The sequence below is a fragment of the Myroides guanonis genome (genome assembly GCF_900114085.1).
GTDB classification, from domain to species: Bacteria; Bacteroidota; Bacteroidia; order Flavobacteriales; family Flavobacteriaceae; genus Flavobacterium; species Flavobacterium guanonis.
This window is the reverse complement of the sequence record NZ_FORU01000014.1, coordinates 42,735-69,720: the sequence shown is the minus strand read 5'-3', so window position 1 is coordinate 69,720 and position 26,986 is coordinate 42,735. Positions and strand designations below refer to the sequence as shown.

General features: G+C 33.2%; 21 protein-coding genes. 17 read left to right on the top strand and 4 right to left on the bottom strand.

What is annotated here, in order from left to right:
• Positions 1 to 61: 61 nt before the first annotated feature.
• The 5 genes from BM024_RS11350 (at position 62) to BM024_RS11330 (ending at position 3,453) form a co-directional block, all read left to right on the top strand.
• The gene (locus BM024_RS11350) at positions 62 to 1,276 is read left to right on the top strand and encodes an aminotransferase class V-fold PLP-dependent enzyme (protein WP_090680326.1); all 1,215 of its coding nucleotides are present in this window, start codon (positions 62 to 64) and stop codon (positions 1,274 to 1,276) included.
• Positions 1,277 to 1,294: 18 nt separating this feature from the next.
• Positions 1,295 to 1,714, top strand: coding sequence for a SufE family protein (locus BM024_RS11345; RefSeq protein WP_090680323.1), 420 nt, complete (start codon positions 1,295 to 1,297; stop codon positions 1,712 to 1,714).
• Between the two features lie 2 nt (positions 1,715 to 1,716).
• Positions 1,717 to 2,037, top strand: coding sequence for a DUF59 domain-containing protein (locus BM024_RS11340; RefSeq protein ID WP_090680320.1), 321 nt, complete (start codon positions 1,717 to 1,719; stop codon positions 2,035 to 2,037).
• A gap of 2 nt (positions 2,038 to 2,039) precedes the next feature.
• Positions 2,040 to 2,549 (top strand): DUF2480 family protein, encoded by a 510-nt coding sequence (locus tag BM024_RS11335; protein ID WP_090680316.1) that lies wholly within the window; start codon positions 2,040 to 2,042, stop codon positions 2,547 to 2,549.
• A gap of 64 nt (positions 2,550 to 2,613) precedes the next feature.
• The gene (locus BM024_RS11330; protein WP_090680313.1) at positions 2,614 to 3,453 is read left to right on the top strand and encodes a DUF3078 domain-containing protein; all 840 of its coding nucleotides are present in this window, start codon (positions 2,614 to 2,616) and stop codon (positions 3,451 to 3,453) included.
• Positions 3,454 to 3,572: 119 nt separating this feature from the next.
• On the opposite strand, the gene hflX is transcribed toward BM024_RS11330, so the two are convergent.
• Complete coding sequence (hflX, locus tag BM024_RS11325) at positions 3,573 to 4,814, bottom strand: GTPase HflX (RefSeq protein WP_090680310.1); 1,242 nt, start codon at positions 4,812 to 4,814, stop codon at positions 3,573 to 3,575.
• A 377-nt stretch (positions 4,815 to 5,191) separates the two neighbouring features.
• Here hflX and BM024_RS11320 point away from each other — a divergent pair, with 377 nt between their 5' ends.
• The 3 genes from BM024_RS11320 (at position 5,192) to BM024_RS11310 (ending at position 9,496) form a co-directional block, all read left to right on the top strand.
• On the top strand, positions 5,192 to 6,133 hold the full coding sequence (locus BM024_RS11320; protein WP_090680306.1) for a PorP/SprF family type IX secretion system membrane protein: 942 nt from the start codon (positions 5,192 to 5,194) through the stop codon (positions 6,131 to 6,133).
• Positions 6,134 to 6,166: 33 nt separating this feature from the next.
• Complete coding sequence (locus tag BM024_RS11315) at positions 6,167 to 8,062, top strand: OmpA family protein (RefSeq protein WP_090680302.1); 1,896 nt, start codon at positions 6,167 to 6,169, stop codon at positions 8,060 to 8,062.
• Between the two features lie 174 nt (positions 8,063 to 8,236).
• A complete protein-coding gene (locus tag BM024_RS11310) occupies positions 8,237 to 9,496 on the top strand; it encodes an alkaline phosphatase family protein (RefSeq protein WP_090680414.1) in 1,260 nt (419 codons plus the stop codon).
• Between the two features lie 79 nt (positions 9,497 to 9,575).
• On the opposite strand, the gene BM024_RS11305 is transcribed toward BM024_RS11310, so the two are convergent.
• Both BM024_RS11305 and BM024_RS11300 read right to left on the bottom strand, forming a co-directional pair.
• Positions 9,576 to 9,920 (bottom strand): hypothetical protein, encoded by a 345-nt coding sequence (locus BM024_RS11305; RefSeq protein ID WP_090680299.1) that lies wholly within the window; start codon positions 9,918 to 9,920, stop codon positions 9,576 to 9,578.
• 3 nt (positions 9,921 to 9,923) lie between these two features.
• Positions 9,924 to 11,450 (bottom strand): bifunctional GNAT family N-acetyltransferase/carbon-nitrogen hydrolase family protein, encoded by a 1,527-nt coding sequence (locus tag BM024_RS11300; protein ID WP_090680296.1) that lies wholly within the window; start codon positions 11,448 to 11,450, stop codon positions 9,924 to 9,926.
• A 166-nt stretch (positions 11,451 to 11,616) separates the two neighbouring features.
• On the opposite strand from BM024_RS11300, the gene BM024_RS11295 reads away from it, so the two are divergent.
• From BM024_RS11295 to BM024_RS11265, 7 genes are all read left to right on the top strand, one after another.
• Positions 11,617 to 11,976 (top strand): single-stranded DNA-binding protein, encoded by a 360-nt coding sequence (locus BM024_RS11295; protein ID WP_090680294.1) that lies wholly within the window; start codon positions 11,617 to 11,619, stop codon positions 11,974 to 11,976.
• Between the two features lie 133 nt (positions 11,977 to 12,109).
• Positions 12,110 to 13,357 (top strand): TCR/Tet family MFS transporter, encoded by a 1,248-nt coding sequence (locus tag BM024_RS11290; RefSeq protein WP_090680291.1) that lies wholly within the window; start codon positions 12,110 to 12,112, stop codon positions 13,355 to 13,357.
• Between the two features lie 71 nt (positions 13,358 to 13,428).
• Positions 13,429 to 14,118: a response regulator transcription factor gene (locus BM024_RS11285; RefSeq protein ID WP_090680288.1), complete on the top strand. Its 690-nt coding sequence runs from the start codon at positions 13,429 to 13,431 to the stop codon at positions 14,116 to 14,118.
• Positions 14,108 to 15,478: a sensor histidine kinase gene (locus BM024_RS11280; RefSeq protein WP_090680286.1), complete on the top strand. Its 1,371-nt coding sequence runs from the start codon at positions 14,108 to 14,110 to the stop codon at positions 15,476 to 15,478. The genes BM024_RS11285 and BM024_RS11280 overlap by 11 nt, the downstream gene beginning before the upstream one ends.
• A gap of 244 nt (positions 15,479 to 15,722) precedes the next feature.
• Positions 15,723 to 16,832, top strand: a complete 1,110-nt coding sequence (locus tag BM024_RS11275) for an efflux RND transporter periplasmic adaptor subunit (protein ID WP_090680281.1) — start codon at positions 15,723 to 15,725, stop codon at positions 16,830 to 16,832.
• An 11-nt stretch (positions 16,833 to 16,843) separates the two neighbouring features.
• On the top strand, positions 16,844 to 19,933 hold the full coding sequence (locus BM024_RS11270; RefSeq protein WP_090680278.1) for an efflux RND transporter permease subunit: 3,090 nt from the start codon (positions 16,844 to 16,846) through the stop codon (positions 19,931 to 19,933).
• Positions 19,934 to 19,992: 59 nt separating this feature from the next.
• Positions 19,993 to 21,276 (top strand): TolC family protein, encoded by a 1,284-nt coding sequence (locus BM024_RS11265; RefSeq protein WP_090680275.1) that lies wholly within the window; start codon positions 19,993 to 19,995, stop codon positions 21,274 to 21,276.
• Between the two features lie 8 nt (positions 21,277 to 21,284).
• Here the strand turns inward: BM024_RS11265 and BM024_RS11260 are convergent, their stop codons facing one another.
• Positions 21,285 to 21,977, bottom strand: a complete 693-nt coding sequence (locus BM024_RS11260) for an HAD family hydrolase (protein ID WP_090680272.1) — start codon at positions 21,975 to 21,977, stop codon at positions 21,285 to 21,287.
• A 199-nt stretch (positions 21,978 to 22,176) separates the two neighbouring features.
• Between BM024_RS11260 and pafA the strand changes: the two genes are divergently transcribed.
• The gene (pafA, locus tag BM024_RS11255; protein ID WP_090680411.1) at positions 22,177 to 23,826 is read left to right on the top strand and encodes an alkaline phosphatase PafA; all 1,650 of its coding nucleotides are present in this window, start codon (positions 22,177 to 22,179) and stop codon (positions 23,824 to 23,826) included.
• A 165-nt stretch (positions 23,827 to 23,991) separates the two neighbouring features.
• A complete protein-coding gene (locus tag BM024_RS11250; protein WP_090680269.1) occupies positions 23,992 to 26,913 on the top strand; it encodes a M16 family metallopeptidase in 2,922 nt (973 codons plus the stop codon).
• Positions 26,914 to 26,986 lie beyond the last annotated feature (73 nt).

The window sequence follows — 26,986 nt, the reverse complement described above, 5'->3', positions numbered from 1 at the left end:
GATTTCTTATCTTTGCAAGGAAATTTTATAAGTTTAGAAAACTTATTTTAATCAATAGATTATGTTTGATATTCAGTCTGTAAGAGCCGATTTTCCTATATTAAAAGAAAAGGTCAATGGCAAGCCATTGGTTTATTTCGATAATGCAGCTACAGCACAGAAGCCCAAGGTGGTGATTGATGCTATTGCAACCTATTATAATACCATCAATGCTAATATTCACAGAGGAGTACATACTTTGAGTCAACTAGCAACGGATGCTTATGAAGAGGCACGTAAGAAAGTACAACATCATATTAATGCTGTACATGATAGAGAGGTTTTGTTTACTTCAGGAACAACTTTTGGAATCAATTTGGTAGCTAATGGTTTTGCTTCTTTATTAAAACCTGGTGATGAAGTTGTAGTTTCTGCAATGGAACATCATTCTAATATTGTGCCATGGCAATTTTTATGTGAACGTACAGGTGCTTCATTGAGAGTGATTCCCATGAATAGCCATGGAGAGTTGATTCTTGAAGAATTTGATGCGCTGTTGAATGTAAACACAAAGGTTGTTGCTGTTACGCATGTTTCTAATGCTTTGGGTACAATTAATCCTATAAAATATATTATTGATCAGGCTCATAGAGTTGGGGCTGCGGTTTTGATTGATGGTGCACAAGCAACACCTCATATTAAACCTAATGTTCAGGAACTTGACTGTGATTTTTATGTTTTTTCAGGACATAAAGTATGCGGGCCTACGGGTACGGGTATTTTATATGGTAAAGAAGCTTGGTTGAATAAATTACCACCATATCAAGGTGGAGGCGAAATGATTCAAACGGTTACTTTTGAGAAAACTACTTATGCTTGCTTACCTCATAAGTTTGAAGCGGGAACACCAAATATAGCAGGAGGAATTGTTTTAGGAGTTGCTTTGGATTATATGAATACTATTGGTTTTGATGCTATTGGTAGTTATGAACATGAGTTGTTACTATATGGTACTGAAAAGTTGTTAGAAATTGATGGATTACACATTATTGGAACCGCTAAAGAAAAAACAGCTGTTATTTCATTTAATATTGAAGGAATACATCCTTATGACATTGGAGTGATTGTTGATAAATTGGGTGTTGCGGTTAGAACTGGACATCATTGTACACAACCAATAATGGATTTCTTTGCAATTCCTGGTACAGTTAGAGCCTCTTTCAGTTTTTATAATACAAAAGAAGAAATAGACACATTAGTAGCCGCTGTAAAAAAGGCGAAAGAGATGTTATCCTAAAAAATAAGACAAGTTATAATGACAATTAAAGAAATACAAGAAGAAATAGTAGATGAGTTTTCAATGTTTGATGATTGGATGCAACGATATGAGTACATCATTGAGTTAGGAAAATCTCTACCAATTATCGATGAAACATATCAAGTAGAGGAGAATCTTATAAAAGGTTGTCAGTCTAGAGTTTGGTTACATGCGGAAGAAAAAGACGGAAAACTTTTCTTTACCGCAAATAGCGATGCTATTTTAACAAAAGGAATTGTAGCTATTTTAATACGAGTTTTTACGAATCAACCTGCGAAAGAAATATTGGATGCAGATATGGGATTCATAGACGAAATAGGATTAAAAGAGCATCTTTCCCCTACGAGAGCAAACGGATTGGTCTCAATGATTAAACAAATAAAAATGTATGCGTTAGCATTTCAAGCAAGAAGATAATTATGGAAGAAATTAATGTACAAGAATTAGGTGAAAATATTGTAGGTGTTTTAAAATCTATTTATGATCCTGAAATTCCAGTTGATATTTATGAATTAGGACTTATTTATGACGTTTTTGTAAATGAGGACTATGATGTTAAGATTTTAATGACATTAACTTCACCTAACTGCCCTGTGGCTGAAACTTTACCAAGAGAGGTAGAGGAGAAGGTACGTGCTATGGAGAATGTTAAAGGAGTTGAAGTAGAACTGACATTCGATCCTGCATGGAGTAAAGACCTCATGAGTGAAGAAGCTAAATTAGAATTAGGAATGCTTTAATTATGGAAGGTGAAATTATTAATAAAGTATCTAACAGTGCTTTAAAGGTTTTTGATCTAGAAGATTATTATCCTGAAAATCCAAGGATGGAATTGGATATTTCTCAATGGTTATTTCATGGATTTGTATTAAAAGAAAAAGAGTTTAGATCTGCTCTAAAAGACTTTGATTGGGTGACATTTAAAGACGCTTATGTTGCTTTATCTTGTTCTACGGATGCTATATTACCTTCATGGGCATTTATGTTAGTAAGTAGCTATTTGCAACCTATTGCAAAAAAAGTTTTTCTAGGTGATTTAAATCATCTTGAATCCTCAATTTATCAGGATATCTTGAATGACATAGATTATTCTGTTTATGATAATCTACCCGTTATAATAAAAGGATGTGCTAAAAAACCTATACCTGATGAGGCTTATGTATTGGCAACTCGAAAGTTAATGGCTCATGCTCGTTCCATTATGTTTGGAGAAGCTTGCTCTGCAGTTCCAATATTTAAGAAGAAGTCTTAAAAACTAATAATTATTTGTTTTTTTTATGCAAAAATGCTAGTTTTGAGTTAAAATTAGAAAAGAAATGAAAAAAATCGTATTAAGTTTTTTGGGACTATTGTCTGTTTATGGTGTTCAAGCTCAAGAAGCTGACACTTTGAGTACGTGGACATCAAAAGGTAATTTTGCATTATTAGCAAACCAGTCAAGTTTTTCAAATTGGCAAGCTGGAGGGGATAATAACTTCTCAGGAACAGTAAATGTCAATTATGATATAAACTATAAAAGTGAAGATTGGACTTGGGATAATAAATTGCAATTAAATTATGGGATTACTAAGTTAAAAGGAGATGAGGCTAAGAAAACGGATGACCGTATTGAAATCAATTCTCTTTTAGGAAAGAAAGCTTCTGGATATTGGTATTATTCTGCATTCTTGAATTTCAAAACTCAAATGGATGCAGGTATAGATCCAAATACAGATTTGCGTAATTCACATTTTTTCTCTCCTGCATACTTACAGATTGGACCTGTTATGTTGTGGAAGAAGTCTGATAATTTGAAAGTGAATATTGCTCCTGCAACTTCAAGATTTATTTTTGTTCATGATCATTTTACAGCTCTTGGATCCTCTTTTGGTGTTGAACAAGGAAAAACGATGAGATATGAATTAGGTGCTTCAGTTTCTGGTTATTATAAAGTTGAATTGATGGAAAATGTTTCTATTGAGAACATTTTGAATCTGTATTCAAACTATTTAGAAGATCCACAAAATGTTGATATTGACTATCAATTAAATGTTGTATTGAAAATCAATAAATACCTTTCTACGAATCTTGCTTTTCAAGCAATTTATGATGACAACGCTTATAAAGGATTTCAAATTAGAGAGATGGTCGGTTTAGGCCTTAATTATAATTTTTAATTACACTCATATATAATATAAAAAGGTCGTAAAACACAGTGTTTTACGACCTTTTTATATTTATCTATTTTACGAATATCTTTGTTTAGTTCTCTAAAAACGAGAGACAACTACTTGTATTAATTTTCTCCTTCTTCTTTTTCTTCTTCTTGAATATCTTTAAAGTCAGGATATAAGAAATCATTATAAGGAAAACGGGTAATGTGTATTTGTCTTACAGCGCTATAAATTTTTTCACGGAACTCATCGAAGTTTTCTTTATTAGTAGCAGATATGAATATCGTATTGTTTTCTCCCACTTTAGCCATCCAAGTTTTTTTCCATTCTTCTATACTATAGTGTTTTGAAGTCCTTTCTGTTATTAAATCATCTTCTTCAATTTGGTCTGGTATATAGGCGTCTATCTTGTTGAAAACCATGATGGTAGGTTTGTTGGCGCTTTTTATATCTTTAAGAATTTGATTTACTGAGTCAATGTGGTTTTCAAATTCATGATGAGAGATGTCTACAACATGTAATAGTAAATCTGCTTCTCTTACCTCGTCCAGTGTACTTTTAAAGGATTCAATCAACTGAGTAGGGAGCTTTCTGATAAAACCTACAGTGTCAGTAAGCAAAAAAGGTAAGTTTCCGATTACAATTTTTCTAACAGTAGTATCTAGGGTAGCAAAAAGTTTGTTTTCAACAAATACTTCACTTTTTCCAATAGCATTCATCAGGGTAGATTTTCCCACGTTGGTGTAACCAACCAGAGCTACACGAACCATTGCTCCTCTATTACCCCTTTGTGAAGCCATTTGCTTATCTATTATCTTCAGCTTGTCTCTAAGAAGAGATATTCTATCGCGAACGATTCGTCTATCTGTTTCAATCTCTGTTTCTCCGGGGCCACGCATACCTATACCTCCACGTTGACGTTCTAAGTGAGTCCACATTCCAGATAATCTTGGTAGCAAATATTGAAATTGAGCTAGTTCTACTTGAGTTCTAGCATAAGATGTTTGTGCTCTTTGAGCAAAAATATCTAATATGAGGTTAGTTCTATCTAGAACTTTACAATCTAAAACGCGTGTAATATTTTTTTGCTGAGCAGGGGTTAGTTCATCGTCAAAAATAACTGTATCAATGTTGTTTTCAATAATATATGTATGGATTTCTTCTATCTTACCCGTACCCATAAAAGTTTTAGGGTTAGGTTTGTCCATTTTTTGTGTGAATCTTTTAAGAACTTGTCCACCTGCAGTATAAGTTAAAAACTCTAGTTCGTCTAGATATTCTTTAAGCTTGTCTTCATCTTGTTCTTGAGTGACAATTCCTACAATAACAGAACGCTCAAAATTAATCTCTTCTTTGTCTAACATAACTTATATTTTGTATTACAAAAGTAATAAGAATTTTATGAATGATAACTTGTTGTTTTATAGATGATCCTTAAATTTAATTAGAAAAATGTCAAAATATTTTTTTTAACATTTGGTGTTAATGAAAAGCTAATTATTTATTCTTATATTTGAAAAATTAACTAATGAATTTAGTGCAAAAGTAAAGAGTAAAGTGTTGATTTTACTGTCTTTTATCTCTAGTTTCGATATTGGAATTTTGAGATGAAAATTTTAAAAAATCGATGTGTCTATTGTTTGTAAATAAGTAATTTGGTTAAAATTGAAATAAACTTTTAATATTATTATTTTTCAAAGAAATTTTAAGCCCCTTAATGTGATTTAAAAACGTGTAAATTATGAAGAAATTATATTTATTAGCATGCGCTGCATTTATTTTTGTTGCAGATGTACAAGCTCAACAGAACCCTCATTATTCGCAGTATATGTATAATCAAAGTGTGTTGAATCCCGCTTATGCTGGTTCAACAGAAGCTTTGTCATTAGGGGCATTACATCGTCGCCAATGGGTTGGTTTAGAAGGAGCTCCTGTTACAACAACTTTGTTCGGACATAAGCGTGTGGGTAAAAACGTTGGATTGGGACTTTCTGCTATTTCAGATAAAGTTGGACCAGTCACTGAAAACAATATTTATGGAGATTTCTCTTATACATTAGATTTGGGAAATAATCAACATTTGGCATTGGGTTTAAAGGCCGGTGTAACTATGCATGATATTGGATTGTTTTCCGAAATCGGAATGGGAGGAGAAGGAGGAGTTGGACATTTGCCACAAAGTGGTGACAATGCATTTGCAGAGGATTCAAAATCTACACTTTTCAACGTTGGTTTAGGAGCATTTTACTATTCAGAGAATTACTATGTTGGTTTAGGGGTTCCTAACCTTTTAAAGGGTACTTATTTGGATTATGATGGAAAGCAATACGGTTCTCAGGAAATACATATGTTTCTAACCGGGGGATATGTGTTTGAGGTGAATGACATGCTTAAGTTGAAACCTTCAGCAATGGTTAAATATGCGATGAACTCTCCTATTTCCTTTGATGTTTCTTTTAATGCATTGTTTATGGATAAATTGGAAGTGGGTGCGACATATAGATTAGAAGATGCTGTTGGTGGTATGATTAATTACAGATTATTACCTAATCTGAGAGTGGGATATGCTTATGATCACGTGATGTCTGATTTAAATGTTAAAGGAAAAGCTTCCCATGAATTTATCTTGTTATATGATATTTTCTTTTCACGAAAAGTATCAAGTTCACCGAGATATTTCTAATTTATTATTAAGCTAATACGATACGATACAATTATGAAGAAATTATACGTAGGTTTATTTTTTGCTGGGGTTATGTTTTTCGGACATGCCCAACAAAAAGCAAAAACTCCATTAGAAGTTGCAGATACTCATTATAATAATTATGAGTTTGTCGAAGCGGCTGCAGTTTATCAAAAGATGGTTAGAGGTGCTAAGACAGATGTTTATGTATATCAACAACTTGCTGATTGCTATTACAACGTTTTTAATACTGTTGAGGCAGCTAAGAATTATGCGAAGTTGATTGAGAATGGCCCAGCACAAGATGCAGAGATTTATTATCGTTATGCACAAATGCTTAAAGCAAGTGGAAGATATGATACTTCTAACGAAGTTATGAAGCAATTTGCAAAAATGGTCCCTGATGATCAACGTTCTATTGCATTTCTTCGTGAACCTGATTACATACCTAGACTTCGTAGTCAAGAAGAGTTGTTCACATTTCAAGATACTGGAATTAACGATTTAAAATCATCTGATTTTGGTGCGTTTATGACAAAGCATGATACTGTTTATTTTGCTTCTACTAGAGCGGAAAAGGGAAAAAAATATGGATGGAATGAGCAACCTTATTTAGATTTATATAGAGCAAAATATAAGGGAGTTGAGAATCCTTTAATTGATGTTGAGGCTGTGTCTGAAATTAACACACAGTATCATGATGGTCCAGCAACAATTAGTCAGGATGGGAAAACTATGTTTTTCGCTACAGAAAGTTTCCGTCAAGGGGATTATGTAAAAAATAAGTCTAAGAGAATTAAACTTGGAAAGGTTAGTTTATATAAAGCTACAATGAAAGGTAAAAAATGGACTAATTTTGAACCAGTTCCATTTAATGGGAAAGATTATTCTGTAAGTAATCCTAGTTTAAGCGCAGATGGTAAAACATTGTATTTTGCTTCTGACATGCCAGGTACTATGGGAGGAATGGATGTATGGAAAGTAGCACTATATGAAGATGGATCTTATGGAGTTCCATTGAATATGGGTAGCCAAGTGAATACAGAGGGGCGTGAGTCATTCCCTTTTATTGCTGAAGATGATAAATTGTATTTTGCTTCTGATTCTAGAAAAGGATTTGGTGGATTAGATGTTTATGTTATTGATTTAGTAATTCCACGAGCGGAACCTAAAAATTTAGGTACTCCTATTAATACAGCTAAAGATGATTTCTCATTTTCTTTTTACCCAGTTAAGAACATAGGTTTCTTTTCTACAAATAGAGTTGGTAGAGATGATATCTATAAAGCAATTCCTATCTGTAATACAGAGATGTATATTACTGTGAGTAATGAAAAAACGGGTGAAGTGTTGGCTGGTGCTACAGTTGCTATATTTGATGACCGTAGAAATTTAATTGAAACAAGGACATCAGATTATCGAGGTATTGTTGAGTATGTAGTTGATTGTAATAAGTTTTTTAATCTTCAAGTCTCTAAGCAAGATTTCGAGAGTAAAACAGTAGAGATACCATTGCATAAAGGGGGACGTCAGCAAGTAGCTGTAACTTTAAGACCGATCGAAGTAATTATAAAAGAAGAACAAATTTTATTGGGAGATATTTACTTTGAGTTTAATAAAAGTAATATTACAAGAGAAGGTGCATTTGAGTTAGATAAATTAGTTCAGGTGATGAAACGTCATCCTAATATGAGAATAAAAATTGGGTCTCATACTGATACAAGAGGAAGTGATGTTTATAACTTAAAGTTATCACAACAAAGAGCAACTACTACCGCTCAATATATATTGTCAAAAGGTATAGAAGGTTATCGTTTAGAGTCTGAAGGTTATGGAGAAAGCCAACCGAAGATTAATTGCGGAGATAATTGTACAGAAGAAGAGCACGCTATTAATCGTAGGTCAGAGTTCATGATTATCAAAAAATAGATTATACTAAGTTTTTAAGTTAGATTATTAAGAAGGGCGCCCTATAAAGGCGTCCTTTTTGTTTTAGGTATTTAATTAGGATAGACTTAAATAAAATATAAAAGAAAGAGAGTAAAATTAGATGTGAAATTAATGACCGATATTTGGCTTGATATAACTCAAACTTCTTTTATCATGAAATCTTTTATCCATATAATCATCGGACTGATGATACTAATGATTAGTGCCTCTAATTATGCTCAAGATATTGAGAACCAAATTGTGGTTGAAAAGCGATTTAATTCTAAACAGCAACTTAACAAACCTTATGTAATATTGATTTCTGCGGATGGTTTTAGATATGACTATATCGAAAAGTATAATGCTGAATTTCTAAAGAGAATTAGTAAAAAAGGTGTTAGATCTTTGGCGTTGATTCCATCTTTTCCTTCTGTTACTTTTCCTAATCATTATAGTATTGTAACAGGTTTATATCCTTCACATCATGGTTTGGTAGGGAATAATATGATTGATGTTAAATCAGGAGAACGATACTCATTGAGAAATAAAAAAGCAATTGTTAATCCAAAATGGTACGGAGGAACTCCAATTTGGGTTTTGGCGGAACAAAATAATATGTTAACTGCGTGTTATTATTGGCCAGGTTCTGAAGCGCCAATAAAAGGATTTTTACCTACTTATTTTTATAAGTATTCAGAAACTACTCCTATTGATGATAGAATAAATGAGGTGAAGGAATGGTTACTTCTACCTGAGGATCGTAGACCACATTTGATTACATTTTATATGCCGGAAGTAGATCATGCAGGACACACTTACGGTCCAGATTCAAGTGAAACTGAAACTGCAGTTAGATTTGTCGATGAGAGTTTAAAAAAGTTAAATGAAGTAGTTAGTAAATTAGATTTACCTGTGTATTTTGTTTTTGTATCTGATCATGGAATGAATGCAGTTGATCAAGCTAACCCAATTATATTTCCTATCAAGGTGGATGAGAATAAAGTTGATATTGTAAGTAATGGAACTTATATTAGTGTTTTTGTAAAAGATAAAAAGGATGTTTTATCTTTCTATAATCTTATAAAAAGTGGACAAAATAATCAATTTGAGGTATATTTAAAGGAAAATATACCAAGTCATTTACATTTTGATGCTAAGGAGGATAGATATGCTAGAATAGGCGATATCGTGTTATTAGCAAAGGCTCCATATCTTTTTTCAAATGGAAAGCCAATTCCTGGAGCTCATGGATATGATCCGTATGAAGTTGAAAATATGAATGCAACTTTTCTTGTTTGGGGAAATTCAGTGAAGCCGAAGATAATAGATAAAGTAGAGAATATTCATATTTACCCTTTGTTGGCAAAAATGCTCGGATTAGAAGTTAATGAACAAATTGATGGGGATGAACGATTGATTGATTTAATTCTATAGTGTAGAAGTTATGTATATTTAAAATGGTGACTTTAATAATAAAGTCACCATTTTGATTTTTAAGAGCTAATTTTCTTAGTTATTCACGTTTTACCAAAAGACATATATCTTCTTCTAAGAACATATAACCTTGATTATAAATAAAAAAATATTCATTGCCGTTTTTTGTCTTATATAAACTAGTCATTAGTTGAAAATCAAAACCCTTTTGTTGTAAGATTTGTTTAGAAATCTTGGTTTTATTTTCTTTATTGTACTTTGATAGAATGCGGTAGTTTTTTCGCAATTGGTTATTAGTATTTCGCATTAAGTTGCTACTGTCTTTGTTTATCTTATTATTATACGCATTTCGACAAGCATCATTGCAAAATTTTTTATCTTCTCTTCCAATAAGTTTTTCACTACATTCTAAACAGACTCTCATAATTTATTTCAGTTTGATAGTTCTATATAAGTCTGAACGTCTATCTTTTTTCACTCGCACACTACCATGTTCGTGTAGTTCCTTTAAGAGATCGACGTCAACGTCAACAATTAAAGTCATTTCTGTGTTTGGTGTTGCTTCTGCTTTAACTCCATTTGTTGGAAACGCAAAATCAGAAGGTGTAAAGACTGCAGTTTGTGCAAATTGGATGTCCATGTTATTCACCTTAGGCAAATTCCCGACACAACCAGCTATAGCAACATAGCATTCATTTTCAATAGCACGTGCTTGAGCACAATTACGTACACGGGTATAACCATTTTGAGTGTCTGTTAAAAATGGAACAAATAATATGTCCATACCTTGATCCGCTAATAAACGAGAAAGTTCTGGGAATTCAACATCGTAACATATCATTATTCCTATCTTACCACAATCTGTGTCAAAGGTTTGTATTTTAGAACCGCCTTTCATTCCCCAATAGTGAACTTCATTAGGAGTTATATGGATTTTTGAATACATATCGTAAGTTCCATCTCTTTTACAAAGGAACCCGACATTATATAGTGAACCATCTAGTAAATAGGGCATGCTACCAGTAATTATATTGATATTATAAGAAATAGCAAATTCTTGAAACCTCTTTCGAATTGGATCTGTATATCGAGCTAATTCTCTTATGGCATCGGCTTCTGATAAGTGATTGTAATCTGCCATTAATGGCGCTGTGAATAATTCTGGAAACATAGCAAAATCGCTTTCATAATCAGCAACAGCATTTATAAAAAACTCTGCTTGATCGAAGAATTCTTCTAAATCATTTAGTAATCGCATTTGCCATTGGATTAAACCAAGTCTAATTACACTTTTTTTTGCATTGATTAATTGTGGAGATTTTTCATAGAAAATATTATTCCACTCCAATAATACTGCATAATCTTTTGAACTAGTGTCTCCCTCTAGATAATTGCGCATTAATCGAACCATGTGAAAGTCATTACTTAATTGAAAAGACATTACTGGGTCATGAATTTCTTTTGCTTTTACTTTATCTAAATATTGCTTTGGTGTTAGTTCATCTGAATATTTTGAATAGTTGGGGATGCGACCCGCAAATACAATTGATTTCAAATTAAGTTGTTCACACATCTCTTTTCGGGCATCATATAAACGTCTTCCCAATCGTAATCCTCGGTATTTCGGATGTATAAAAACATCTATTCCGTATAGAATATCTCCATCAGGGTTATGTGTTGAGAATGTTGAATTTCCTGTTATCATGTCGTATGTATGAGTTGACATGGCTTGTCTTTCATCGACTATTAAGGATAATGCAGATCCAACTACTACGTCGTCTACTAAAACGACTAATTGACCTTCTGGGAAAACGTTTAGGAGTTTTTCAATTTCCCCTTTATACCAATAAGAATCTTCTAAGCCTTTATAGGACTCTAACATTGATTTTTTTAATTCTAAATAATCATCGATTAGTAGATTACGTAACTCTATTTTACTGATAGTATTGTCCATGATTAAAAGGTGGTTTTAATCTCAAATATACTAAAAAAAGCGTTTACAAATGCTTACAATTAGTTATTGTCGTATGTAAGTGTTTTTTAACCGAATGCACAGGAGAAGGAATTGCAATTTTGTAATGGTATAAATAACAATGTTTTAATCATTAAAATTTGAAATTATGAAACAAATTAAAAATCGTATCGTGTTAATTGGTAGAGCAGGTCAAGCACCAGAAATTAAGTCTTATGATACAGGAAGAAAAAGGGCTCAATTTTCATTGGCAGTAAGTGAGGTTTATTATGACGAAAAAGGAGATAAGGTTGAATGTACTCAATGGCATAGAGTAGCCGCATGGGGAAAAGTAGCTGATTTCATCGAGAAATTTGTTCACAAAGGTTTAGAGTTGGCGGTCGACGGGAAGTTATCTACTAGGAGCTATGAAGACAATGATGGAAATAAACGTCATACTACTGAGGTATTAGTGTCAGAAATTCTTTTGTTAGGTGGGAAGAAAAAAGATTACGCATCACAAAAGTAAAGGTTTACTATTATTAAGAAATCGCTTAAAGCTTGGTGTTGTCTTTAAGCGATTTTTTTATTGTGATCGCTGAAATATATTATAGAAAGGTGATTTTATAAAATTGTGTAGATTTGTATACTAGTCTAAATTTATGAAATCATCGAAAAAATCAGCCGCTGTAGGTTTTATCTTTATTACATTACTTATTGATGTAATTGGGATTGGAATTATATTACCTGTTATACCTAAACTACTACAGGAGCTTATACATGCTGATATAAGTGAAGCTGCTAAAGTAGGAGGATGGTTAGCTTTTTCATATGCTTTTGTACAATTCTTATTTGCTCCTTTAATTGGGAATCTAAGTGATAAATATGGAAGAAGGGTTGTCTTGTTACTATCACTTTTTGCCTTTGGGGTCGATTATTTAATATTGGCTGTGGCTCCTACTCTTACCTGGATTTTTATTGGTAGAATCTTAGCTGGATTTACTGGTGCTAGTATTTCAACAGCGGCAGCTTATATTGCTGATGTTAGTACTGAAGAAAATAAGACTAAAAACTTCGGACTAATAGGTGCGGCTTTTGGAATTGGATTTATTATCGGACCTGTATTAGGAGGTCTGCTTGGACAGTATGGTTCAAGAGTACCATTCTATGCTGCTTCAATTTTATGCTTTTTGAACTTCCTTTACGGTTATTTTATATTGCCAGAATCATTACCCAAAGAAAAACGAAGATCTTTTGATTGGAAAACTGCCAATCCTGTAGGAGCATTAGTTAAGATGAAACAATTTCCTCAAATAACATTATTGGCAATTTCGGTATTTTTCGTGTACTTAGCTTCTCATGCTGTCAATGTAAACTGGAGTTTTTATACTATTTATCGTTTTGATTGGGATGAACGGATGGTGGGAATTTCATTAGGTGTAGTTGGGTTATTGGTTGCATTAGTACAAGGATTACTAATTCGTTGGGTGAATCCAAGATTGGGAAATGCAAAAAGTATTTTAATCGGCTTATCATTAAATGCAATAGGAATGTTTTTATTTTCCATGGCTACGGAAGGATGGATGATGTTTTTGTTTTTACTACCTTATTGTCTAGGTGGAATTGCCGGTCCAGCATTGCAATCTGAGATTACAAGCCATGTAGATTCTTCGGAACAAGGTCTTATTCAAGGAACATTGGCTAGTTTAAATAGCGCTACAGCGATTGTAGGACCTTTAATGATGACTAATATTTTTTATTATTTTACGCATGATGATGCACCTTTCCTATTTCCAGGAGCACCATTTCTCTTAGCATTTCTTTTCATGCTAGTGTCGATTTATTTAGCAAATTTGGGTTTGAAAAAATACAGCAGTTCTTATAAGTCTAAATATGTGAGGAAAATATAGTTTAATTAATATAGGATTTGTTTGTTTTTATTTTAAAATCCTTTCAATGAGGAATCGTTATCTTTACACTTATGAGCCATATATTAGTTATAGAAGATGATATCCGTGTAGCGGAACTTCTGAAGAGAAGTTTAGAAGAGCAGCATTATATTGTGACTGTTGCGTATGATGGTTATCTAGGCAAAAAAATTGCTTTACAAAAGGAGTTTCACATTATTATTACAGATGTTATTCTACCTAATATTAATGGAATTGACTTATGTAGGCAACTGAAAAAAGAGTTACCTCATACGCCAATTATTATGTTGACAGCGTTAGGGACAACAGATGATAAGGTAGATGGTTTTGATGCAGGTGCGGATGATTATTTGGTAAAACCCTTCGAAATACGTGAATTATATGCTCGGATTAGGGTTCTTTTAAAGCGATTCGATACTGTTTCAAAAGAGCAATCATCGGTACTTACCTATGCGGATTTAAGTTTAGACTTGAACGAGAAAAAGTTTAGTAGAGCAGGAATTGAAATACATTTAACACCTAAAGAATTCAATCTTTTACAGTTTTTGATGGAAAACTCTGAAAGAGTCTTGGCTAGATCTGAAATATCAGAGAAGGTTTGGGATACTCATTTTGATACTGGAACTAATTTTATTGATGTTTATATAAATTATCTAAGAAAGAAGATTGATAAAGACTCTGAAAAAAAATTAATCCACACGAAATCAGGTATGGGTTTTATATTGAAATTAAATGAAGATTAGAACTAGACTTACTTTTTTGTTTACTTTTTTATTAGCAGTGTTATTGTTAGTTTTGATGGGTATTCTATACTTGACATCAAGCAAAAGTAGGGAAGTAGAGTTTTATGGAGAACTTAAAAAAGAAGCTGTTACTAAAGCTAATTTATTTTTAGAAGCGCAAGTAAACCCTAAAACCCTTCATAAAATATATCAGAATAACAGTCAAATTTTGAATGAAGTAGAGGTTGCGGTTTATGACACTTCTTTTCATCTACTTTATCACGATGCCGTTGAAATTGATAGGGTAAAGGAAACAAAAGAAATGATTGATAAAATCAATCAAAATGGCTCACTTCAGTTTTATCAAGGAAATTGGCAGGTAATAGGTATTCTCTATAATTATCAAGGTGACGATTATATTGTTACAGCAACTGCCTATGATGAATATGGATATAATAAACAAGCGGATTTATTAAAAACGATATTAATACTCTGTAGTTTATCTATATTAATCTTATTTTTTGTTGGAAGATTTTTCGCAGGAAGAGCATTGAATCCTGTAAAGAGAATGATTGATGAAGTCAATAATATAAAAGCTACAAGTTTAGATTTGAGGCTTGCTTCTCAGAAAAATAAAGATGAGTTAAATGCTTTGGCTACTACGTTCAATGAGATGTTAAATCGTCTTGAACAATCATTTGATTCTCAAAAGCAATTCGTTTCTAATATTTCACATGAGTTGCGGACCCCATTGGCTGCAATTATCACAGAATTGGAATGGGCAAAAGATACTGAAAGAAGAAAAGAAGAGTATCAATCTAGTATTCAACATGCTTTAGTTGATTCTAAGAGAATAGTAAAACTAAGCAATAGCTTATTAGATTTCGCTAAAGCTAGTTATGATGCTTCTGAAATTAGATTCAAAACTGTACGTGTGGATGAAGTTTTGTTAGATGCTTGTCAACAATTACAAAAGTCTAATCCAACATATAAGTTTAATATTAATATTGGTGAATCACTTGATTCAGAATCACTAGTCTCTATTGAAGGAAATCCTTATTTATTACAAGTTGCTTTTGTGAATCTCTTAGAAAATGCGTGTAAATTTTCTAAAGAGAATCAATGTCATGTTTATTTGAATAAGGAGCAATCAAATCTTGTTTTGAAGTTTGTAGATAAAGGTATTGGTATTTTGACCAATGATTTAGATAGTATATTCATTCCTTTTTATAGAGGAAAAGGCAAACATTTTATAGAAGGTAATGGTATTGGTTTATCATTGACGAAGAGAATTATTGAATTACATAAAGGTACTATTGAAGTACAGTCTAAGTTAGAAGAAGGTACTACGTTTATTGTAAAACTGCCTCTTGTGAAATAGGAAATCAATTATACTGGAGTTTAAAATAGAATGGCACGTATGTTATTATTTGAATAATGTACGTGCTTTTTTAATTCTAATGAGATTCTAATAATTTTCTAAAACTTCTCTAACCATCATCTATAAAACAGAGCTTTAGTTTTGCACTACAAAAATGAAGGCTGAGGTTGACTGCAAAAGAGTTTGAAATAGATACATTATTATCAAAGTCAATCATCGGATTATTCTTAAAAATTTAAAAGAGATGATGAGAGCATTAATAATTATTGGATTATCGAGTTTATTTGCTTTTTGCAATAAGCATGGTTCTATTGAAACCAATTCAATAGCCTATGTTAAGGAACAAGGAACAATCTTTTTACCCGATAACTCCGTTTGGCGTAACCATATAAAAGTAATAGAAGTTTTAGAGGAAGATCATAATTTTGATCACATGGCTACCGCAGTTGTGAAGACAATTCCAACACAGTATGCAGAAATTGCTTCGCCATTTTCAGGACGAGTAGTGAAGTCTTATGTAACTCTCGGGCAGAAAGTATCCTTAAATGCACCTATCTATGAGGTTACTTCTTCAGATTATTTTGAAACTCAAAAAGAATACTTAAATGCGAAACAAGAATTTCATTTGTCTGAAAGTCAATTTCAAAGAGAGCAAGATCTCTATAATCATGGGGTAGGTGTTCGACAAGAAATGGAAGCAGCTCAAACAAATTTTGAAATGGCCAAGTTTGCATTTAGAAATGCGGAAGAAGCATTAAAAATATTCGATATGTCACCTGGAAAAGTTCGATTGGGGACTCCTTTAATTGTTCGTGCTCCTATATCAGGAGAGATTATTGAAAATAATATTGTGATAGGGCAGTACTTAGGAGAAGAAGCAGAAGCTTTAGTGAAAATTGCGAATCTAGATAAAGTATGGATAGTTGCTCGTGTAAAAGAGAAAGATGCACATAATTTAGTGAATTACGAAAAAGTGGAAGTATTGAATCATACAGATTTGAGTTTACCAACATTTGGTACTTTGATTCATATAAACGAGGTGGTTGATGAAGAAAGTAGAAGTGTAGAAGTGTTTGTTGAAGTTGATAATAGAAATCGCTATTGGAAGCCAGGTATGTTTACTAATATACGGTTTATAGATAAGTCAGTAGAGGTTATCAGCGTACCTGAAAAAGCCGTATTGCAATCTGAGGATTCAGAATTCGTATTCGTAAAAGTTGGTGAGAACAGATATCAAAAAAGAAATATTAAAACGTCAGGAATTGAGAAAGGTAAAGCGATTGTGATAGAAGGACTTAAAGCATCGGAAGTGGTTGTTAGTGAAGGTGGGGTTTATTTGCTCAAGGCATTGTAAAAGAAAATTTTATGAAAAATATAATAGAAAGAGCAATTCAAAAGAGATGGTTGATAGTAGCCTTGTTCACTATGATATGTGTTTTTGGATACTATTCTTGGAAACAACTGTCGGTAGAGGCTTATCCGGATATTGCGGATGTAACTTCACAAGTAGTTACTCAAGTACCTGGACTAGCTGCAGAGGAAATGGAATTACAGATTACCATTCCCATTGAAAGGGCATTAAATGGAATGCCAGGAATGCATGTGATGCGTAGTAATAGCACTTTTGGATTGTCTATGATTACTATGGTTTTTGAAGATGGAGTAGATGACTACTTTGCGAGACAACGTATTCAAGAACGTTTGCAAAGTATAGAATTACCTTACGAAGCAGTGCCTGAATTAGATCCTTTAACATCACCTATTGGAGAAGTGTATCGCTATATAATAGAGGGAGAAGGATATAGTCTACGGGAGCTGACCGACTTACAGAACTTCACAATTATTCCTATGCTGAATCAGGTGCAAGGAGTGGCAGAGGTAACTAATTTCGGAGGAATTACCACGCAGTTTCAAGTTGAATTAGATCCTATTAAGTTAGAATCATATGGTTTGTCTTTGAGTGAAGTGGTTGAAACCATCGAAGAGAATAATAAAAATGCAGGAGGAAGTGTACTTACCAAAGGGGATTTGGGGTATGTAGTAAGAGGGATTGGGTTGGTAAAAGATTTATCAGACTTAGGGAAAATTGTAGTAAAATCAGAAGGAGGGAGCCCTGTCCTTTTGAATGATTTGGGTGTATTGAAATACGGAGCTCTTGAGCGAAAGGGAGCGTTAGGTTATACAGATAGAGAGCGAGATTACTCTGATAGTATTGAAGGTATTGTTCTGTTGCTAAAACATGAAAATCCTTCAAAAGTATTGGAGCAAATTCATCAGATTGTCAATAAGCTTAATGATGGAGGATTACCTGAGGGGGTTAGAATTCATACATTTTTGGACAGAACTGATCTTGTGGATATGACATTGAGCACGGTGTCGAAAACTTTAATGGAGGGAATAGGTTTAGTTATTATTGTCCTGATTATTTTTTTAGGAAGTTGGAGGGGAGCATTATTAGTAGCAATTACGATACCAATATCTTTACTGTTTGCATTTGTATTGATGCGTTTCACAGATATACCGGCTAATTTATTATCATTAGGAGCAATTGATTTCGGGATTATTGTAGATGGGGCCATCGTAATGATGGAGAGTATCTTGAGAAAGAGAGAGGACAATCCAGATAAGGAGTTAGAAGAGAAATCTGTTAGTAAAAGAGTAAAGGAAGTTGCTAAGCCTATTCTATTTGCAACGTTAATTATAATCACAGCTTATTTACCTTTGTTTGCTTTTGAACGTGTAGAGAAGAAGCTTTTCACGCCTATGGCATTTACTGTTGGCTATGCTTTACTCGGAGCATTACTAGTTGCCTTGTTCTTAATACCAGGTTTGGCTTATGTGGTTTATAAGAAACCGAGAAAAATTTACCACAATAAATGGTTAGAAAAACTAACTCTTTATTATCATAATGCTATCACGAGGATTATAATTAAACCTAAAAAAGTTTTCTTACCTATCATACTTGTTTTGATAGTAACAATGGGCTTGAGTATTAAAGTAGGTAAGGATTTTTTACCTCCTTTGGATGAAGGATCCATTTGGTTGCAAGTGTCATTGCCACCAGGTATATCATTAGAGAAATCAAAGGAGTTGAGTGATACTTTGCGTGCAAGAACAATGAAATATAACGAGGTGACTTATATTATGGTTCAAGCAGGGCGTAATGATGATGGTACAGATCCGTTTACTCCCTCTCATTTCGAATGTTCAATTGGGTTGAAACCTTATAAGGAATGGCCTAAAGGAAAAGTAAAAGAAGACCTTATTCATGAATTAGCTACTGAATATGAAACATTACCTGGTTTTACAGTTGGTTTTGCACAGCCAATGATAGACGGTGTAATGGATAAAATATCAGGAGCCCACAGTGAACTTGTGGTTAAAGTATATGGGTCAGATTTTCATGAAACTCGTCGTATTGCTGCTGAGGTTTTAGGTGTTTTAGAAACAGTTGAAGGAGCTGTTGACTTGGCCATAGACCAAGAGCCTCCTTTACCACAACTACAAATTCATCCAGATCGTGATAAAATTGCGCAATATGGGTTGAATATAGTAGATGTGACAGAGTTGATTGAGGTAGCCATTGGAGGGAAAGCAATCTCTCAGGTTTTTATAGATAACAAGGTGTATGATATTACAGCTCGATATACAGAGCATAGTAGAGATACACCAGAGAAAATAGCTAATCTAATGCTAACAACTTCTTACGGTGCTAAAATACCATTGTCACAAGTGGCGACTATTAAGACTACTACTGGAGAAAGCGTTATTACGAGAGAGATGAATAAGCGCCATCTAACAGTAAAGCTCAATGTTAGAAATCGAGATTTAGCGTCTTTATTGAAAGAAGCTCAATCAAAAATTGATAAACAATTGGTTTATGATACAGATTCCTATAAAATTGAATGGGGAGGTCAATTCGAAAATCAAGAAAGAGCATACGGTCGCTTGGCGGTGATTATACCTCTAACATTATGTTTGATGTTTGTATTGCTATATGGAGCTTTTGGACAATTTAGACAGGCGGGATTATTAATGACTATAGTGCCATTAGCTTTATTTGGGGGGATGCTTGCATTAGTGGTAAGAGGAATGACATTAAATGTTTCATCAGCCGTTGGTTTTATAGCTTTATTTGGAGTGGCCATACAAAACGGTGTTATAATGATTTCTCATATTAATCAACTTCGTAAGGAGGGAAAAGCGTTAAAAGAGAGTGTAATGTTAGGAGCAGAACAACGTTTTAGACCTGTTTTAATGACCGCCACTGTTGCTATATTAGGACTGTTTCCTGCATCTATGGCAACCGGTATAGGTTCTGACGTTCAGAGGCCTTTGGCAACTGTAATTGTATATGGTTTACTCTTTTCGACTTTGCTAACACTCTTTGTGCTTCCAGCATTGTATTATATGTTAGAAAAGAGGTTTCTAAAAGAGACTAAAGAAGTTGAGTAGACGATGAGGTAAAACCTTAAAAATAGAATATAATTATTAACATCCTAAAACGAGTATAAATGAAAAATGAAAAAGTGATATTGATGATAGTATTGTTTACAATAAGCCTACATTCATTAGCACAGTCAAAGGGTGATAAAATATATAAAGACATAAGTTATTCACAGTTTTTAGAACAGATGATACAAAACAATTTGTCTTATGCGGTTGAAAAGTATAAGCTTCCTATTGCAGATGCAGAGCTTTATGCGTCAAGAATAGTAGCTGATCCGGAACTTAATGTAAAATGGGTTGACAATGGAGATAAACAGCTAAAGTCAGGGTATGGATTTGAAGCTGAGGTAGGATGGGAAATTGCGTTGAGCGGTAAGAGGAAAGCGAGAACTAATTTGGCTAAAAATGAATTGGCTCGAACAGAATTTGAGGTCAGAGCATTTTTCGAGGAATTGAGAGCACAGGCTACTATTCAGTATGCAGAAGCAATTAAAAATAAAATGATAGAAGAAATTCAAAGTAATTCTTATAAGGCGATGGTTGATTTGGCGAAATCCGATAGTTTAAGATTTCAATTGGGGCAAATAAGTAAGGTCGAATCTATTCAGTCAAATTTAGAAGCAAAGTCAATGAGACTTGAGTGGAAAAACGCAAGTACTGAATGGTTTAATAGTCTAGAAGAGTTGAAAGTATTTTTGGGTGATTCAGAGAAACATTCAATTTATTTACCAAAGGGGAATTTAGAAAATGCTACAAGGATGTTTGAAATCGAGAGTCTTTTAGAACAAGCTCCCTATTTGAGATCTGATTACTTAGCTGTAAAACAACAACAGTTAGTAGCAGAGGCAGATATAAAAAGAGCTAAAGCAGAACGAGCGATAGACTTAGGACTTAGTATGGGTATTGAAAGTGATACGTTTTTTAATGATGTTATAGTACCAAGACCAGAGGGTACTTTAGTGACTTTTGGTCTTACCATTCCATTAAAGTTTTCGAATGCAAAGAATTCTGAATTCAAAATTGCTAAGATTAATGAGGAGCAAGCAAAGTTAGAAAATCAGCTCGCTTTGCAAGAAATGAACAAGGAAATTGTTCAGGCATTTAGGAATTATAATAATAGGTTAGAGCAAAAGGAATTATTTGAAAAAGAGATGCTTGAACAAGCTAAAGAGGTTTTAGATGGCCGATTGTATAGTTATAAACGGGGGTCAAGTAGTCTTTTAGAACTCTTGGAAGCTCAAAGAGTATATAATGAAACCCAACAAAATTATGTTGAAACCTTGTTTGAAAGCATCACCGCACTAGTTCAATTAGAACGTACTGTAGGTATTTGGGATATAGAATTATAAGCCAAGGTTTAAATATTAAATAACTTTTCTATTTCTGACAGCTTTTTTAAAGTAGTGAATTTAGGGTGGATAACCTCAAAATCAATTCGTTCATGAGCCCAAGTGGTATGGAAAGGTATATGAATTGCATGTCCACCAATATCAAGGACAGGTAGCACATCTGATTTTAACGAATTACCTATCATAATAAATTCTTCTGGTTGTACATCAAGTCGTTTGAGAAGCTTTTGATAGTCTAGTTCTTTCTTGTCAGACATTACTTCAATGTGATGGAAATAAGGGCCTAAGCCTGATTTGTGTAGCTTTCGGTGCTGATCTTTTAAATCACCTTTAGTAGCGACTACAAGCTTATATTTTCCTTGAAGCTTCTCTAAAATGCTTTCAACATCATCTATAAGTTCTACTGGTTTCGTAAGAAGATCTTTACCAATTCGAATAATATGATCTGTAGCTTTAATATTTATAGTACCGTTGGTGATTTGGCTTGCAGCTTCAATCATTGAAAGAATAAAACCTTTAATACCATATCCATATAGAGGAAGGTTGTTGATTTGTTTTTCAAATAATATAGCAGAGGTACTTTGATGTGAAAGATAGTTTTCCATTAATATACAGAATTGCTTTTCTGCATCGTTAAAATATGTTTCGTTTATCCAAAGTGTATCATCTGCATCGAAAGCAATGACTTTAATAGAATTCATAGTGTTATTATTGAAGAAATACAAAGATACATTTTTGAAGGGATAAAGAAGTATTAGTGAATATGTATAAATGACTATCTACCTCGCCATGTTAAATAATCTTGAAATTTTTGGTATGTATGCAGTTAGCGGAATAGTTTTAATAGCTTTGTTTTTCGTTTCTAAAGAATGGATAGATCATTTCAAAATCATAAATAAAATGAGATTAAAAAAAGCCTTATTAACAACTTTTAGTTGTTTTTGTTTGTTTTCACTACATGCAAATGAGAGCATATCAAAACCTAAATTAGTAGTTGGTTTAGTAGTAGATCAAATGCGTTGGGATTACTTATATAAGTACGCGGACCGTTATTCACAAAATGGTTTTAATCGCTTATTACAAGAAGGGTTTTCTTGTGAGAATGCCTATATACCATACGTTCCAACTTATACTGCAATTGGGCATAGTACGGTTTATACGGGAAGTGTACCAGCTATACATGGAATTGCGGGAAATGATTTTATTATTCAAGCAACAGGAGAGTCTATGTATTGTACACAAGATGATGCTGTAGCAGCAGTTGGTGGAAGTGGAAAAGTAGGGCAACAATCTCCAAAAAACTTATTGGTTTCAACAGTTACTGACCAATTAAAATTAGCTACCAACTTTCAATCAAAAGTAATAGGAGTTGCTATTAAGGATCGTGGAGGAATATTACCAGCAGGTCATTTTGCTGATGCAGCTTATTGGTTGGATGGATCAACAGGTGATTGGATAACGAGTACTTATTATATGGATAAACTTCCGAAATGGGTGCAGGATTTTAATAAGAAAAAATTGGCCGACACTTATTTCAAACAAGGATGGAATACGCTTTATCCTATAGATAGTTATGTTTTAAGTACAGCGGATGATACCCCTTATGAAGAATTGTATAAGGGAGAAAAAGCGTCTGTTTTTCCAAGAGATTTAGTGAAATTGAAAAAAGATAATGGATATGATTTGATTAAAGCAGTACCGCAGGGAAATACATTGACTTTAGATATGGCCAAAGCGATTATATCAAATGAAAAATTAGGACATAATCCACATAATGTAACGGATTTTTTAGCACTGAGTTTATCTTCAACAGATTATATAGGACATCAGTTTGGAATAAATTCTATTGAAATTGAAGACACCTATTTACGTTTAGATTTAGAAATTGCTGATTTTTTGAATTATTTAGACAAAGAGATAGGTGAGGGTAACTATACACTGTTCTTAACCGCTGATCATGGAGCTGCTCACAATCCTAAATTCTTTAAGGATCAAAAGGGAAATTCAGGATATTTTGACACTAAGGAAGTGAGAAAACGTCTGAATGATAGGTTACAGCAAGTATTTGGACAAACTGATTTAGTAAAAAGTTTGACAAACTATCAAGTTCATCTGAATTACAAGGTTATTGAGGACTCAAAGTTAAACGAAGAAGATATTAGAAATGTGATAGTTAAAGAATTGAGGAAAGAGGAAGGTGTAGCATTTGTAACAGATATGGATAAAGCGGGAACTTCTGCAATTCCAGAACGTATTAGAGAGCGAATAATCAATGGTTATAATTTTAAAAGAAGTGGAGTAATACAAATCATATTGGAGCCTCAATGGTATAGTGGAAAACAAGATGCTAAGGGAACAACACATGGAACTTGGGCGTCGTACGATGCACACATACCTGCGATATTTATGGGATGGGGTATTAAGCAAGGAAAATCTGTTCGTGAAATTCATATGACAGATATAGCTCCCACGATTTCTTCAATATTAAAAATCGAAGAACCAAATGGAAATATTGGGACCCCTATATTCGAAGCGATTGATATAAAATAGTTGTTTCGATTATTAATAAATAACATTAACCTATATGGTTGATTAAAAACGCTTTGCTGTATTTAGTAAAGCGTTTTTTTTTTATTAATAAATTGTGATTATAATAATTGAACAATAATTATTATTCATAGATTTGGGTGTTAATCAAAAAACAACAAATTATCTATGAGAAAGAAACACCTCATTTTAGGTTTTGTATTTTCTTTAAGCGGCTTTATACAGGCGCAATACAAAACCTTGACTGCGAAAGATGGCAATGGATTCGCTTATGAATACGTTGAAAATGATCCTTCTAAGACGAGAATTTACACTTTAAATAATGGATTAAAAGTGTATTTGGCTCAAAATCATGATGCACCAAGGATCCAAACATTCATACCAGTTAGAACGGGTTCTAATAATGATCCAGAAGACAATACAGGTTTGGCTCACTACTTAGAGCATATGTTATTTAAAGGAACTTCGAAATTAGGAACATCAAATTGGTCTAAAGAACAAGTGCTAATTAAGCAAATTTCTGATTTGTATGAAGTTCATAAAAAAGAAAGCGATCCAGTAAAGAAGGTTGAAATTTATAAGAAAATAGATCAAATATCTAAGGAAGCATCTCAATATGCAATCGCTAATGAATATGATAAATCTGTTGCGTCAATAGGAGCGTCAGGTACCAATGCCCATACTTGGTTTGATGAAACAGTCTATCAAAACGACATTCCATCAAATGAGTTAGAGAAATTCTTAATGATTGAACAAGAGCGTTTTTCAGAATTAGTATTGAGACTATTTCATACTGAGTTAGAAGCAGTATATGAGGAGTTTAATAGAGGCCAGGATAATGATTATAGAGCAACGCACGAAGCAATGATGCGTTTATTATTTCCAGATTCTCATTATGGTACTCAAACAACTATTGGTACTTCAGATCATTTAAAGAATCCTTCAATGGTGGCTATTCATAATTATTTCGAGCAGTATTATGTTCCTAATAATATGGCAGTAGTTTTAGTTGGAGATATTGAGTTTGAACCTACTATTCAGTTGGTGAATGCGTATTTTGGTTCAATGAAGAAAGGAGCTCAACCTAAGGAGTATGTAGCGGTAGAAAAACCTATAACAAAGCCAACTTCTTATGAAGTTTTTAGTCCACAAAGTGAAAGAGTTGAAATTGGATTCCGTTTAGAGGGAGCTAAAACAAAAGATGCTTTATATGTTTCATTGATAGATATGATTTTGAGTAATAGCAAAGCAGGTTTGATTGATTTAGATATTAATCAAAAGCAAAAAGCGTTATATGCTCAAAGTTCTCCAATGATTATGAAGGATTATTCTGTGCATAGTTTAATGGGGATGCCAAATGAAGGTCAAACTTTAGATGAATTGAAAGATTTACTAATGAGTGAGTTGGAAAAAATCAAAAAGGGAGAGTTTGATGATTGGATGATTGATGCGGTTGTAAATGACTTTAAAAAGCAAGCAATGAAAGCTTTGGAGAGTAATGAAGCTTTAGGAGCACAGATGTATAATGCTTTTATTCAAGGGAAATCTTGGAAAGAAGTAGTTGAAGAAATCGACGAGATTTCAAAAATATCCAAGCAAGATGTAATGGAGTTCGCTAAGAAGAATTACACGAATAATTATGTAGTAATCTATAAAAGACAAGGAGAAAATAAAGATTTAGTTCGAGTAGAGAATCCTGGAATTACACCAATTGATTTGAATCGTGATAGTGAGTCAGAATTTTATAAACGTTTACAGCAAGTGAAAGTAGCTGAAATAGCTCCTGTGTTTATAGATTTCAAAACAGCAATTAAGAGAGAGAAAATAGGAAAACAAAGTGCTGATTTAGCATTTATAAAGAACACTACTAATGATATTTCAACCGTAAACTATATAATTCCAGTTGGTTCGGATCACAGTAAGAAATTGTCTTTAGCAGTTGATTATTTAAGCTACATTGGAACAACGAAGTATTCAGCAGAAGACTTGAGTAAAGAGTTTTATAAATTAGGAATAGACTTTGGTGTAAATGCAGGTTCAGATAAAAGTTATATTTATATAAGTGGATTACAGGAAAACATAGAAGAAGGAATCAAATTGTTAGAGCATTTGTTAAAAGATGCGAAGGCAGATAATGTTGCTTATTCAAATTACGTAGAGCAAATTTTAAAGTCAAGATTTGATGCTAAATCAAGTAAAAACGGAATTCAAAGAGCATTAAACAGTTATGTAGTTTCTGGAAAAGAAAGTAGATTAAGAGATGTGTTATCTGAGAGTGAGTTAAAAGCAATCAATCCAGAAGAATTAGTTACATTATTACATTCTGTTTTTGATTATAACCAAGAGGTATTCTATTATGGAAATGATTTGGAAGGTACAAAAGCAGCAATAGTTGCAAATCATAATTTGGGTAAAGGTAAAAAGATACCTACTGCAAAAGTATATCCAGAGCCAGCTACAGATGGAACTGTTTACTTTGCACCTTATGATATGGTTCAAGCTGAAATTACATATAGAGGAAGAGATTCTAAATTCAATAAAGACTTTTTGGGAACTGCATCTGTGTTCAACTCTTATTTTGGAGGAGGAATGGCATCTGTAGTTTTTCAAGAAATTAGAGAATCGAAATCGTTGGCGTATTCAGCTTATGCATACTATTCGAGTGCATCTAAAAAAGACAGATATAACTATGTTGTTGCCTATGTTGGCACACAAGCAAACAAATTACCTCAGGCGGTAGATGCTATGATGGAATTGATGAATGATATGCCAAAAGCAGAAAGTCAGTTTGCAAATGCTAAGGAGTCGGCTTTAAAGAGTATGGCAACGGAGCGTTATACAAAAACAGCTATATTTTATTATTGGTTAAGTTTGAGAGAAAAGGGAATTGATTATGATATCAATAAAGATATTTACGCTCAAACAAAAACGATGACAATGGATGACTTGACTAATTTCTTTAATGCTCATATTAAAGGAAAGAGTTTTAATGTAGGTTTATTAGGTAAGAAAGAAAACTTAGATTGGGAAGCTGTGAAGAAATTTGGAAAAATACAAGAGTTGAGCTTGGAGGATTTATTTGGTTACTAAGAGCGTGATTCAATGAATCTATGAAAATGAAAAAGGGTGTCGTTTATCGACACCCTTTCTTGTATATACTTGA